This is a genomic window from Paenibacillus violae (genome assembly GCF_032461945.1).
In the GTDB taxonomy this organism is placed as follows: domain Bacteria; phylum Bacillota; class Bacilli; order Paenibacillales; family NBRC-103111; genus Paenibacillus_E; species Paenibacillus_E violae.
This window is the reverse complement of sequence record NZ_JAWCUD010000001.1, coordinates 558,076-570,745: the sequence shown is the minus strand read 5'-3', so window position 1 is coordinate 570,745 and position 12,670 is coordinate 558,076. Positions and strand designations below refer to the sequence as shown.

Genomic DNA, 12,670 nt, shown 5'->3' with positions numbered 1-12,670 from the left:
TTTGTAAGCTAATTACCCTTACATAAAGCCATGATCCGCCAGAAAGCTTGCTGATAGCGTACTTTGCTTTTTACCGTTACCCGCTGAGGCATCAGCAGGACCGAACTTTAGCAGTCGTTCCATATATTTGCCCAGAACATCGCATTCCATGTTAATAGTATCTCCTGCTTTTTTATCATGCAGAACGGTTTGAGCCAGTGTATGCGGAATAATGGAAACCGCCAGATCGCGTTCTGTGACATCGACAACCGTAAGGGAGATCCCGTCAATGGTGATCGAGCCGCCAGCTATAATATATCGGAAAATGTGTTTATCCTCCGGTTCGAACCGATAAACAACCGCATTTTCTTCTGGAATCCGCGAAATAATCGTTGCTGTTGAATCTACATGTCCTTGCACAATGTGACCGCCGAAACGGCCGTTCGCCGCCATCGCTCGCTCCAAATTCACGCGCGTTCCGGCTTGCAGCTTGCGCAAATTCGTCTTGCGGTAAGTTTCCGGCATCACGTCTACGGAGAAAGATTCGTTGTCAAACGAAATGACCGTCAGACAAACGCCATTCACCGAAATGCTGTCTCCTAGATGAACATCCTCAAGGATCTTTCTTGCGCCAATCGTTAATACCATAGCTTGACCTACGCTATGAATGCGGCGCATGTGGCCGATTTCTTCAATAATGCCGGTAAACATGACAGCCCTCCATTCGTTAGCTCTTAAAAACCGGATACCCGGTTAGGCATACATCCGGTCCGAACTGCTCAACCTTTAACCGGTCGAGCGTAATTGCGTCATCCATCTTCGCGAAGCCTTCGAAGCTGATGTTCATAGGTGCTGCTTGCCCGCCGCCGATAATTTTCGGCGCAAACATCAGCACCAGCTTATCCAGCAGGCGCCGCTCCAGCATGGCGCCGCTAAGCTTACCTCCACCCTCGAGGAGGATGGAGCCGATCTCTCGCTCGCCGAGCTGCTTCATGGCGAGCGTCAGATCCACCTGCGGGCCGTCTCCGCAGGTGAGGACCGTGATGCCGCGCGCTTCCAGCGCGGCACGCCGCTCTGCGGGCGCCTGTGCGGTGGCGAGCAGGATCGTCGGCTGACGATCCTGCTCGGTGAGCACCTGGGCGCCCAGCGGGACTCGCAAGCGCGAGTCCGCGACAATCCGTACCGGCTGTACAGCCGGTACGTCGCCGCGCGCGCTTAAGCGCGGGTCGTCGGCGATGACGGTGTCGACGCCGACCATGATCCCCTGATGCCGATGGCGCAGGGTATGCACGAATGCGCGCGATGCAGGCGACGTAATCCATTTGCTGTCGCCTGTTTTCGAGGCAATGCGGCCGTCGAGCGTGCTCGCTGTTTTCATCGTCACGAAAGGCATACGCGTGACGATGTATTTATTGAAAGCCTCATTCATGGCCGAGGCTTCCTCTCCCAGCAGCCCGACGGACACGTCTATGCCATGGGCACGCAGTTTGGCGATTCCCGTGCCCGCAACCTGCGGGTTCGGGTCGGTACCCGCAACGACAACGCGCGCAACACCGGCCTCAATGAGACGGTCGCTGCAAGGCGGCGTTTTGCCGAAGTGGCTGCACGGTTCAAGTGTGACATACGCCGTGCTGCCCTTGGCTTCCTCGCCAGCCATCTGCAAAGCAAGAACCTCAGCATGGCCATGTCCGCGCTTCAGATGCGCTCCCATCCCCACGATACGCCCGTCTTTTACCAGAACGCATCCAACAACCGGATTAATCCCTGTTTGGCCAAGAGCACTCTCAGCCATTTGCAGAGCGAGCCTCATATAAGCTTCATCATTCAAGACATGCATGTGTGTTCACTGCCTTTCCAAGCTATTTTGAAATAGAATGCAAAAAGACCCCTCCGCATATCGGATAGGGGCCAGAGATTGTTTAGGTAACACGAAGAAGCTTCATCCATCCACACTTGCTGCATTTTTGATCAAATCAAACAAGCACGACGTATCCATGCCAAAGCATAGACCTGCCGAATTTTTGTTCTCGTGAAAAAATGTACAAGTATGCATAGCGAATCTAATGTTCGCGTATTCCTTCTCCCATCCAGACTATACTGTCGGTCCCGGATTCTCACCGGGTCAGCCGTAGCGAAGCTGTATGTCAGGTACCGCTAGCTTCAAAACGGGTCACGGACTAATCGAAAGCAGCCAAACCAGCCTGCTATCAAATCACCGCCGGTGTGGAATTTCACCACGCCCCGAAGGTTTGCACACATATGAAAAGTAACTTATGAAAAATTTATCACTCACTCATCGAAAAAGCAAGGTCTATTTTACCTCGCCCTACAAAAACCGACTCTTTTTGCGCCGCCTCAACCCGATTCCGCCTATGTTAACCTAATGTTCCCTCCCTTCTGAATGGAAAATACTGGCATCGCGTGCGCAAGTTCTGCCTTCATTTAACGGACCTCACAGCCGCTATTCCCGTTAAATCAGCATTTCTCAGCTCTAACGGACTCCAGAGTCGTTATCGGGTCAATTCACGGCCATTTTTATCGCAATGATCGTAAATAGCGGCTCTCGTGTCCGTTAAATTTTCATAGAGCCTTATTTCTGTGAAATATGGTCATCTCTGTCCGTTAGCTTACGTCCCGCAGCTCCCGTTGAAGCACCATACTGCAGCTCCCTCTAATAAAAAAACCTGCTGACGATTGTCAGCAGGCTCTTCGATGTTTTCGTATTAAACTTCTACAACTTCTACTTTTTCCATCAAGTCTCTGCCTTTGAAAGCATCAACTAGTTCCATACCTTTGGACACTTTACCGAATACAGTATGTTGTCCATCAAGGTGAGGCTGTGGTTGGTAAGCGATGTAGAATTGGCTTCCACCTGTGTTTCTGCCTGCATGAGCCATAGCCAAGGAGCCGCGCTCATGTTTGTTCGGGTTGATTTCACAGTTGATTTGGTAGCCTGGGCCACCAGTTCCTGTGCCGGATGGACAACCGCCTTGTGCCACGAATCCTGGGATTACGCGATGAAAAACAAGTCCGTTGTAGAAACCGGAGTTTGCTAATTTTTCAAAATTGGCAACGGTATTAGGCGCGTCTTTTTCGAAAAGATCGATTAGAACTTCGCCACCGCCTGCTAGTTTAATTTTTGCTTGTTTGGCCATTGTGGTCCACTCCTTTAGACAATAATATCTTATTCTACTATGAAAAGATGCATTTCACAAATTTGCCTTTTCAGTTGAGTATAGAAAGCTAGTTCCCGCAAGCAAAAAAAACTATCCCTCAAGTCCTGAAGAACTGAGGGATAGCCCTTACTCAGCCTGGAAATCCAGCTGTATGCTATGTTAAACCGTTTTGCTCACTTGTTTCATTCTTGCTGGAATTAGATCGTTCCCGACAATATTGTCGAACGTCTCGCGCTTCACGACGAGATCGCTTTGCCCCTCGCTCACAAAAACTACGCCTGGACGGCGAATCCGATTGTAATTACTTGCCATCGCATAGTTATATGCGCCTGTGCAAGAGACGGCAAGCACATCGCCCGAGTTCACTTTCGGGAGGTTCACGTCCCAGATCAGCATATCTCCGCTCTCACAGCATTTGCCTGCAATCGATACGAGCTCGGTTGGCTCTTCGGTTGCGCGGTTCGCCAGCATAGCTTCATACACGGCCTCATACAAGGCTGGGCGCGGGTTATCCGTCATTCCGCCATCGACAGATACATATTTACGAACGCCAGGAATATCTTTCGCCGTTCCAACGGTGTACAAAGTTGTTCCTGCATCTCCAACGATGCTGCGGCCCGGCTCCACCCAGATTTCGGGAAGCGGATATTCGTTGCGTCCGAAATTGTCTTTAATCGCATCCGTAATAGCTTTCACATAGACGGACACAGGAAGCGGAGTATCTTCGTTCACATAACGGATACCGAAGCCTCCGCCAAGGTTAATGACTTTGAACGTTACGTCAATTTCTTGACGAACTTGAACGGCAAAGCTGGCCATTTTCTCGGCAGCCATGCGGAAGCCTTCCACTTCAAAAATTTGCGAACCGATATGAGAATGAATACCGAGCAGTTCCAAATGGCTCAGCTTGGAAGCCTCTTCCACCGCGCGGAATGCGGAACCGTTGCCTAGATCGAAACCGAACTTGGAATCCGTTTGGCCTGTGGAAATATATTCATGTGTATGTGCCTCAACACCAGGTGTGATGCGCAGTAAAATCTTCACTTTTTGACGTTTCTCACCGGCAATGGCGTTCAGCATTTGAAGCTCGATAAAATTATCTACAACGAAACAGCCGATTTTCGCATCAATCGCCATCTCGATCTCGTCAATTGTTTTGTTGTTGCCGTGGAAATGAATCCGCTCTGCCGGGAACCCGGCTTGAAGAGCCGTATACAGCTCGCCGTCCGATACAACATCGAGGGACATGCCTTCTTCTTCAACAATGCGGCACATCGCCATCACACAGAAAGCTTTGCTCGCATAAGCCACTTGGAATTTGAGACCGGACGCTTTGAAAGCATCTACAAACTCGCGGCAACGTTCACGCACAAGAGCTTCATCAAACACATATAAAGGTGTCCCATATTCAGCAACCAGCTTCGTTGCGTCGACACCACCGATTTCAAGGTGACCTTGACCGTTAATTTTACTTGTACCATGCAAATACATAGCTTCATTTCCCCCTCACCCTGAACCTGCTGCTGCTCATATTTCGCTCAAACGGCCGAATGCGCATTACTATTTAAATTAACATAGGAAAAGCGCATTTGACAATATCCTTGCTACCCTAAATCGTAAAAAGGACAAGATGAATGCTCTTGTCCTTTTAGTTTATTACGATTTGGGTTGACGTGTGCCGTCAATCGGTTTTGTAAGGCTTAGCCGCGTTTTGGCTGCCAGTACAGGACGGCGAAGAAGAATCGCAAAGAAGCTTTTCGCATTGAAAGGAATGAGCGGCCACATGTAAGGGGCATTGTAGGACTTTCTTGTAGCCAGCCAGAGCAGCCACAACGTCGATCCAACAACAAAACCCGGGACATGGAAGATAGCCACGGCAATGAGCAGTCCTAGCCGTATGATCCGGTTAGCAAGCCCTAGTTCATAGCTTGGTGTAGCAAACATCCCAATGGAGGCAAGAGCCAGATACAGGATCACTTCATTAATGAATAAACCTGTCTTAACGGCTATATCCCCCACCAGAATGGCTGCTACCAAGCCCATGGCGGTGGCGAGCGGAGACGGGGTATGCACCGCGGCCATCCGCATCAGATCGATCCCAATATCGGCGATTAGGAATTGAACTAGCAGCGGCAGTGTCCCCTCTTTCTGCGGCCCAAGAAACTCAAGTCCGGCAGGTTTTAAAGAAGGATCCATCACCATCATAAACCAAAGCGGAAGCAGGAAAATGGAAGACATAATACCGGCGAACCGCACCCACCTTAAATAAGTGCCGATAAATGGCGTTTGTCTATATTCTTCTGCATGCTGCACATGATGAAAGAAGGTCGTTGGCAATATCATAACGCTTGGGGACGTATCTACAAACAAACACACATGTCCTTCCATCAAATGCGCGGACACAACATCGGGGCGCTCTGAGTAACGCACCATCGGATACGGGTTCCAGCCTTTATTAACGATAGCTTCCTCCAGCTGCTTTTCGCCAAGGGGGAGACCATCCAACTTCACTTCGCTAATTTTCTCTTTAATCGCATCGACCAAATCCGCATTCGCAATATCGTTGATATAACCGATGCAGACATCCGTTTTCGTTCGTTTGCCAATTTGCATAATCTCCAGTTTCAACCGCTCATCGCGCACTCTTCGTCTAACGAGTGTTACGTTCAATAATAAGGTTTCGACAAAACCATCCCTTGAGCCTCTGACAACCCGCTCCAAATCCGGCTCGCCGATGGATCGAACGGGATAGCTCTTAACGTCGATGGCGATGGCTGCCGTTTCTCCTTCAATGAAGAGTGCGGTTCCACCCATGAGCACCTGCCCTACGATTTCGGACATTTTTTTGTAGGACTTGACTTGATTATGAGGGATTAGATAATCCATGAAAGATTCGACCGTGTGGTGGTTAACACTTTTTTCACCGGCATAGGAAAGGCGTGTCAGAATATCGGATAAAACTGTATCCTTGACGAACCCGTTACAGTAGAAGATCCCTACTCTTTTGGACCCGAAAACCATTTCCCTAAGCACAAGATCAAAGCTGCGATTGAGGCCAACGCGCTCCTCCAGAACTCGTTTTACATCCTCTAAGTTATCCGGAATGTCCTCCTGAATTTTCAACTCTTTTTCTTCAGGCGTCATATTCGTGATTGGATTATACTCGGATAAATTCCCTTCCTCATCAATCGCCAGTTTATCTAAATTTTCTTTTGATTCGTTCACATTATCGTGTTCATGTTCATGGTCATTCCCTGTTTTGACGATCACTTTCATGTCCGTGCGCCTCCTTCATTCCTTAATAAAACAACCACTCAAACAAGGATCCAAACACTTTGCCGAATATCATCGCCATCAGCAGCAAAATCATATAGGAACCCATACCCACTCTCTTGGCAAGAATCGGCAGCACATTAATAATTTCAGTAAGCGCAGCTGCTAACATCCCTACAAAACAGCCGGCAAATAGTCCCACGAGCGAAGCGCTTATTGGAAATAGCTGCACCTTCATATCGCTAAAATCCACCCAAGTAAACAAAAGGGAACCTAACACAACCGCAGCTTCATAGGCACGTATTTTTGAGAATGTTCGTGTGATCTGCGCCAACCTCGGAATAATGTCCAGAACGACAAGGAAGGCCACCATGCCGCTGCCCACGGCAATTCCTCCCGCTAAACCGATAAAAGCAATCAGAAGGACTTCTCCAAGGAGAGTCATCCCTTCGACTCCCCTTCCTCATGAATTTTCATATACTCTTCGGTGATCACATAATGGTTTATATTCTCCTGATACATGAACATTTCGACTTCTAGCGGACTTGGTTCCTCATTAAATTTCTTTTTAAACAAATGGTTGAAGAAGATCACCATCCCGACACCTATGCCGAGGGAATACGGAATTTGCAGAATGAGCGGATGCTCTACCTTTTTACCCGTCATCAGCTCGTAGATCCTCTGGTGAACCTCCAGCATGGAGACATCGGCATGGAAATTCATGATGGCTAGCCCTGAACCGATGAACAGCAGCAGCCATACCAATCCGATGAGTACTGGGCTTGCTTTTTTATTATCAGAAAAAATCTCAAGGAGCACATGAGGTTCCCCAAAATGCTCAATTTGCAGCTCCGGGTGCCGCTCTTTCACTTTTCGCACAATCAGCATCATATCAATCAGGACGCGGTTGCCATCCTCCTGCTGCGGCTTATGAATAATCAGCTCGTTCAAGGCTGTTTCATAGTCAGGTTCCACAATAATTTGCGCGATATGCCGCAACTTTACGACACTTCCTTTGCGAACACTCGCTTTACGCCTGAGCCGGATATACAGGTATGGAGCTCCAGTCTTAGCCATGGTCTCACTCCCTTCAATACTTACGGGTATCATCCATGTATAGGAGTAGTATGCAAAATGTTTCCTACCCATAATCACCCGCTTCAATGGTAAATTCTCCAGGAATAAAGCCCTCCCCGTATTGGCATAGTAAGAAATGAATAACGATAACTTATTCCATACAAAGAAGGTGATAACATGGCAAAAGTAGCGTTAACACTAGTGATTATTGGTGCGCTGAATTGGCTTTTAGTTGGGCTCTTCGAATGGGATTTAGTTTCAGCTATATTTGGTGGGGATTCACATCGGGAATCTTCGGTTTTAAGTCGCATCATCTATACCATCGTCGGCTTATGCGGAATTTACTGCGTAAGATTCTATTCCGACAACAGACATTCTGCACGATAGGCGTATAAGTGAATAAAAGAAAGCCGCCATACCCAGTGGATCAACGGGTAAAAAGCGGCTCTTTTTCATTTCTATAAAAGTAGCGATTACAACATATTTAGCTTGCTTGTTTCACCAAAAGCTTACTTTCCTCATTCAATCCAATGCAAATCACCGTTTTGCCCAGCTGCTCATACTTTGCAATGGTTTTAGCGATAGCCGTAACAGCGGAGTGATCCCAGACGTGAGAGCTGCTAAAATCAATCGTAATTGTCTCAGGGTCGTTTCGATAATCGAATAAATCAATAAAGTAAGTCATTGTGCCAAAAAATAACTGGCCGGAAACACGATATATTTTGGCTCCATTAGCGTCTATTGAGGTAAAGGCTTTAATCTTTGCCGATCTCCAACCAAAAATGAGAGCACTTAACGTAACCCCGGACAAGACCCCAATGGCTAAGTTGGACGTTGCAACAACGATGGCGACAGTGATCACCATGACTAACGCGTCGCTTCTTGGAATTTTGGCTATGGTTCTCAGGGATTTCCAATCGAAAGTGCCTATGGAGACCATGAACATGACCCCGACCAATGCCCCCATCGGAATTTGTTTCACGACATTACCAAGCACCATGATCAAAAATAGCAAAAACACGCCGGATACAAAGGTGGATAGACGGGACCTTCCTCCTGATTTCACATTAATCACCGTTTGACCGATCATCGCACAACCTGCCATTCCGCCAAAAAAACCGGAAAACACATTGGCGATCCCTTGCCCACGAACTTCTTTGTTTTTATCGCTTTTTGTCTCCGTCATTTCGTCCACGATCGTAGCCGTCATCAAGGATTCTGTAATACCAACCACCGCCAAAGCCAAGGAAATCGGTAGAATCACCCCGATCGCTTGCAGTGACAGATGGAAATCAGGTATATGGAAAAACGGCAGTGTCTGCGTGATTTCCCCCATATCTCCTACTGTGCGCACATCCAGATGCAAATTGATCGAAATGATGGTCATCACAATAATCGCGACTAACGCAGAAGGGACGGCTTTGGTAATCCGCGGCAGTCCGTACACGATGACCAAGGTACCTGCGACAATAGCGTACATCTGCCAATTGGCACCTGCAAAACTAGGGAGCTGAGCCATGAAAATAATAATGGCAAGGGCATTTACAAACCCGATAACAACAGAATGCGGAATGAAGGTGATAAATTTACCGAACTTAAACACACCCATGAGGTATTGAATGATCCCCGTTAAAATGCTGGCGGCGAATAGATATTCAATGCCATACTTCGCTACCAAAGGCCCCATTAGAGAGGCCATCGCGCCTGTTGCTGCGGAAATCATCCCCATCCGGCCACCGGTGAATGAGATCACTATCGCAATGATAAATGAAGCGTACAAGCCAACCATCGGGTCTACCCCAGCTAAAATGGAAAAAGCAATCGCTTCTGGGATTAATGCCAAAGCCACTGTTATCCCTGATAAAACATCCTTTCGTACATTAAATAACCACGAATCCTTCCATTTCCCGTACAACTAGATTCACTCCTCGACTGATACAAGCATTGATGATAATTTCTCGCTTTCAGAAAAATCCGTACCGATATTGGCAGTACTTATTATACATAAATCTTGCAAATGTCTCTACGCACAAAAAATAACCGTCCTCCTGATGGAGAACGGTTATTTCATGGTTAACACCGTTATTGCGCAATCTGATCTTTGATTGATTGTAAAATCTTCTTTTCCAATCGCGATACTTGCACTTGGGATATACCCAGTCTGCTAGCGACCTCCGACTGTGTTTGATCCCTGAAATAGCGGAGGTAGACAATGAGCCGCTCCCGCTCGGAGAGCGTCCCTATAGCTTCGTTAAGCGCAAGCTTCTCGAACCACTTCTCTCCGCTTTCGTCGGAGATTTGATCCATTAACGTAATGGGATCACCGTCGTTTTCAAAAACGGTCTCATGAATCGATGAAAGCGGCTTATTCGCTTCTTGCGCGAAAACAACTTCCTCCGCCGTGATCATAAGCTCTTCTGCCACCTCTTTAATCGTAGGAAGCCTGCCAAGCCTTTTCGATAACTCGTCCTTCGTCTTGCGAATCTTATTAGCCAGTTCTTTGAGCGAACGGCTAACCTTGAGTGTTCCGTCATCCCGAAGGAAGCGCTGAATTTCGCCGATAATCATCGGCACCGCATAGGTTGAAAACTTCACATCATAGGACAGATCGAATTTATCAACGGACTTCAGCAGTCCGATGCAACCGATCTGGAACAAATCTTCGGCTTCGTATCCCCGGTTCAAAAAGCGTTGAACCACAGACCAGACCAAGCGGATATTGCAGCTGACGAGTGTTTCTCTGGCGAGTCCATCTCCGGATTGGCTGAGGGCGATTAACCGTTTGACTTCCGAATCGTCTAAATAACTGTGAGAAGCATGCTTCAGATCGACATCCATAGATCAAACCCCTAATTGTATAAAGCTTTTTTAGATTCAATTCGCTTCAACATGTTTATTTTGGTTCCGATTCCGACGGCCGTCACAACTTCCACTTCGTCCATGAAATTTTCCATAATCGTGAATCCCATACCGGAACGTTCGAGTTCTGGCTTGGATGTGTAAAGTGGCTGTTTCGCTTGTTCCAAATCATCTATGCCTGAGCCCTGATCCTCAATCGTAATTCGGACTACGTCATCCTCAATTTTCGTTGTAATGGTAATGACACCATCCGGTTTATTGTTATACCCATGAATAATCGAATTCGTCACAGCTTCTGAAACCACCGTTTTGATGTCGGTTAGTTCATTCAAGGTTGGATCCAATTGTGAAACGAAAGCAGCAACAGCGACACGTGCAAAGGCCTCATTCTCGGAACGGCTGGCAAACTGCAGCGTCATAAAATTGTGCTCACTCATAGTGCAACCTCCAAACTGGACATTGCATTACGTTCGTTATCCTGAATTGATACGATCTTGAACATTCCGGAGAGCTCGAACAAGCGATAGACAGCTGGCGAAACATCACATACGACCATCTTGCCGCCTTTACTCGTGATTTGCTTATAGCGACCGAGAATGACGCCTAGACCTGAACTGTCCATGAACGTAAGATCTTTCAAACTCAGGATCAAGTGATGCGTATGCTCTTTGGCAATCGCTTCCTCCATCCTGGCTTTGACGACATCGGCAGTATGGTGGTCCAGCTCGCCTTTCAATCTAACAATCAGCGCTCTTCGGCCTTGCTCGAATTCAATTTGCAGGCTCAACCTGTTCACTCCCCTCAGCTGAGAGACTTTGAGCTACACTCAAAGATCTCTATATAAGTCTTGAAACTTAAGTTTCTACAACTGAGTTGGGAACTCCTGCCACCCCGACAAAACTAGAAGAAAAGCGCTAAAACTAGAAGAAAAGCCTGATTATTCGCGAAATCTCATCAATTATCTGTATGGAACATGTGCGAGGTCGTCCGCTTGAACAGCTTCCACCAAGACGCTTTATCCACGGCTACAGGTGACTCAAGAGGGTATTCGGTCAGCACATTATCCCCGCTGTATACGACAATTTTACCAATCGGTTGCCCCATCGTAATTGGCGCTCGCAAGTTTGGCTCCAACTGCAGCTCATGTCGAATGTTATCTGTTGCCGTGCCCTTTTTCATTAAAATACTGTAATTTTGCTTCGCAACTAACGGCACTGTCGAAACCTGCCCTTTGTTTACAGTAAAATTCCCCAGGCTATCGCCTGATTTGAATAAAGGATAGTTGGTATATTGGGCAAAAGCGTAATCAAACAGCTTCGTGACCTCCGCATTTCGCGTTTTGGTGTTCGGTTCTCCGAGCACGACAGCCACGACACGCAAATTATCCCGTTTGGCCGTTGCGGATAAACAAAATTTCGCTTCGCTGGTGTAGCCGGTTTTGAGGCCGTCTGCGCCGCTATAGAAACGTACAAGCTTGTTCGTATTTACCAACCAGAACGGGTTTGGTGATTCTTTCCGCAGATAATCCTGGTAAGCTCCGGTAAATTTCGTTATCCCTTCATGCTTAAGCAGTTCTCTGGACATGACAGCAATATCATTGGCTGTTGTATAGTGATTGGCGACTGGCAGCCCGTTGCAGTTTGAAAAATGGGTATTTTTCATGCCAAGCTGCTGCGCGCGTTCGTTCATCATTTGCACAAAATTTTCTTCGGATCCTGCGATTTTCTCGGCCATCGCCACCGAGGCATCGTTGCCGGAAGCCATCGCAATGCCCTTCAGCATTTCTTGAACCGTCATTTCTTCGCCTGGCTCCAAGAAGATTTGTGAACCTCCCATAGAAGCTGCGTATTCACTGACCCGGACTTTCTCATCCATTTTAATATTGCCTTTGTCAATAGCTTCCATGATGAGAAGCATCGTCATGATTTTCGTAATACTAGCTGGCGGAAGTTTGGTGTCTTTGTTTTTCTCCGCAATGACTGTGCCCGTGTCTGCATCCATCAATACCGCGGATTGCGCGTTCGGCGTTAAATCGACCGTAGGCGCTTTTTTCTCTTCCGCAAAAGCAACCGGTAAGATCAGCATCACACATAACTGTAAACAGATTAAACTTATTAGCCCTTTTTTTCGCATAGCCTTTGTACCCCTCCTGTGAGATTATGAAGTGAAAACCAGACGCTTGCAGCTTGAATGACTGCTAATCAGTCTTGACGATTTTCCCTCAAAATATTCCAAAGGAAGGAAAATAAAAAAGCTATCTCAAAGGTCTAAAAACCTGAGAGATAGCCTTTTGCATAAGCGTGAGC

At 47.3% G+C, this 12,670-nt stretch carries 13 protein-coding genes and 1 riboswitch; of the genes, 1 reads left to right on the top strand and 12 read right to left on the bottom strand.

Features of this window, described 5'->3' with window-relative positions; all coding sequences use genetic code 11:
• Nucleotides 1–18: 18 nt before the first annotated feature.
• The 7 genes from ribE to RQP52_RS02310 all read right to left on the bottom strand — a co-directional run bounded on the left by ribE (nt 19) and on the right by RQP52_RS02310 (nt 7,505).
• On the bottom strand, nt 19–690 hold the full coding sequence (ribE, locus tag RQP52_RS02340; protein ID WP_315949196.1) for a riboflavin synthase: 672 nt from the start codon (nt 688–690) through the stop codon (nt 19–21).
• A gap of 16 nt (nt 691–706) precedes the next feature.
• The gene (gene ribD, locus RQP52_RS02335; protein ID WP_315949195.1) at nt 707–1,816 is read right to left on the bottom strand and encodes a bifunctional diaminohydroxyphosphoribosylaminopyrimidine deaminase/5-amino-6-(5-phosphoribosylamino)uracil reductase RibD; all 1,110 of its coding nucleotides are present in this window, start codon (nt 1,814–1,816) and stop codon (nt 707–709) included.
• A gap of 234 nt (nt 1,817–2,050) precedes the next feature.
• Nucleotides 2,051–2,232, bottom strand: a riboswitch (FMN riboswitch).
• Between the two features lie 470 nt (nt 2,233–2,702).
• A complete protein-coding gene (locus RQP52_RS02330) occupies nt 2,703–3,134 on the bottom strand; it encodes a peptidylprolyl isomerase (protein WP_167053691.1) in 432 nt (143 codons plus the stop codon).
• 180 nt (nt 3,135–3,314) lie between these two features.
• The gene (lysA, locus tag RQP52_RS02325; RefSeq protein ID WP_315949192.1) at nt 3,315–4,646 is read right to left on the bottom strand and encodes a diaminopimelate decarboxylase; all 1,332 of its coding nucleotides are present in this window, start codon (nt 4,644–4,646) and stop codon (nt 3,315–3,317) included.
• Between the two features lie 165 nt (nt 4,647–4,811).
• Nucleotides 4,812–6,431 (bottom strand): spore germination protein, encoded by a 1,620-nt coding sequence (locus tag RQP52_RS02320; protein WP_315949191.1) that lies wholly within the window; start codon nt 6,429–6,431, stop codon nt 4,812–4,814.
• 22 nt (nt 6,432–6,453) lie between these two features.
• Nucleotides 6,454–6,873 carry a stage V sporulation protein AB gene (locus RQP52_RS02315; RefSeq protein ID WP_315949189.1) on the bottom strand — a complete coding sequence of 140 codons (420 nt, stop codon included), beginning with the start codon at nt 6,871–6,873 and terminating at the stop codon, nt 6,454–6,456.
• Nucleotides 6,870–7,505, bottom strand: a complete 636-nt coding sequence (locus tag RQP52_RS02310) for a stage V sporulation protein AA (protein WP_315949188.1) — start codon at nt 7,503–7,505, stop codon at nt 6,870–6,872. Before RQP52_RS02310 ends, RQP52_RS02315 begins: the two co-directional genes overlap by 4 nt.
• Before the next feature lie 177 nt (nt 7,506–7,682).
• Between RQP52_RS02310 and RQP52_RS02305 the strand changes: the two genes are divergently transcribed.
• Nucleotides 7,683–7,892 carry a DUF378 domain-containing protein gene (locus RQP52_RS02305; protein ID WP_315949186.1) on the top strand — a complete coding sequence of 70 codons (210 nt, stop codon included), beginning with the start codon at nt 7,683–7,685 and terminating at the stop codon, nt 7,890–7,892.
• Nucleotides 7,893–7,989: 97 nt separating this feature from the next.
• On the opposite strand, the gene RQP52_RS02300 is transcribed toward RQP52_RS02305, so the two are convergent.
• The 5 genes from RQP52_RS02300 to RQP52_RS02280 all read right to left on the bottom strand — a co-directional run bounded on the left by RQP52_RS02300 (nt 7,990) and on the right by RQP52_RS02280 (nt 12,497).
• Nucleotides 7,990–9,420 carry a SulP family inorganic anion transporter gene (locus RQP52_RS02300; RefSeq protein WP_315949185.1) on the bottom strand — a complete coding sequence of 477 codons (1,431 nt, stop codon included), beginning with the start codon at nt 9,418–9,420 and terminating at the stop codon, nt 7,990–7,992.
• 167 nt (nt 9,421–9,587) lie between these two features.
• Nucleotides 9,588–10,343, bottom strand: coding sequence for an RNA polymerase sporulation sigma factor SigF (gene sigF / locus RQP52_RS02295; protein ID WP_029192952.1), 756 nt, complete (start codon nt 10,341–10,343; stop codon nt 9,588–9,590).
• An 11-nt stretch (nt 10,344–10,354) separates the two neighbouring features.
• Nucleotides 10,355–10,801 (bottom strand): anti-sigma F factor, encoded by a 447-nt coding sequence (gene spoIIAB / locus RQP52_RS02290; RefSeq protein ID WP_127458239.1) that lies wholly within the window; start codon nt 10,799–10,801, stop codon nt 10,355–10,357.
• Nucleotides 10,798–11,151: an anti-sigma F factor antagonist gene (gene spoIIAA / locus RQP52_RS02285; RefSeq protein ID WP_127458238.1), complete on the bottom strand. Its 354-nt coding sequence runs from the start codon at nt 11,149–11,151 to the stop codon at nt 10,798–10,800. The genes spoIIAB and spoIIAA overlap by 4 nt, the downstream gene beginning before the upstream one ends.
• A gap of 167 nt (nt 11,152–11,318) precedes the next feature.
• Entirely contained in the window at nt 11,319–12,497 is a 1,179-nt protein-coding gene (locus RQP52_RS02280) for a D-alanyl-D-alanine carboxypeptidase family protein (protein WP_145655375.1), read from the bottom strand.
• Between the last annotated feature and the right edge of the window lie 173 nt (nt 12,498–12,670).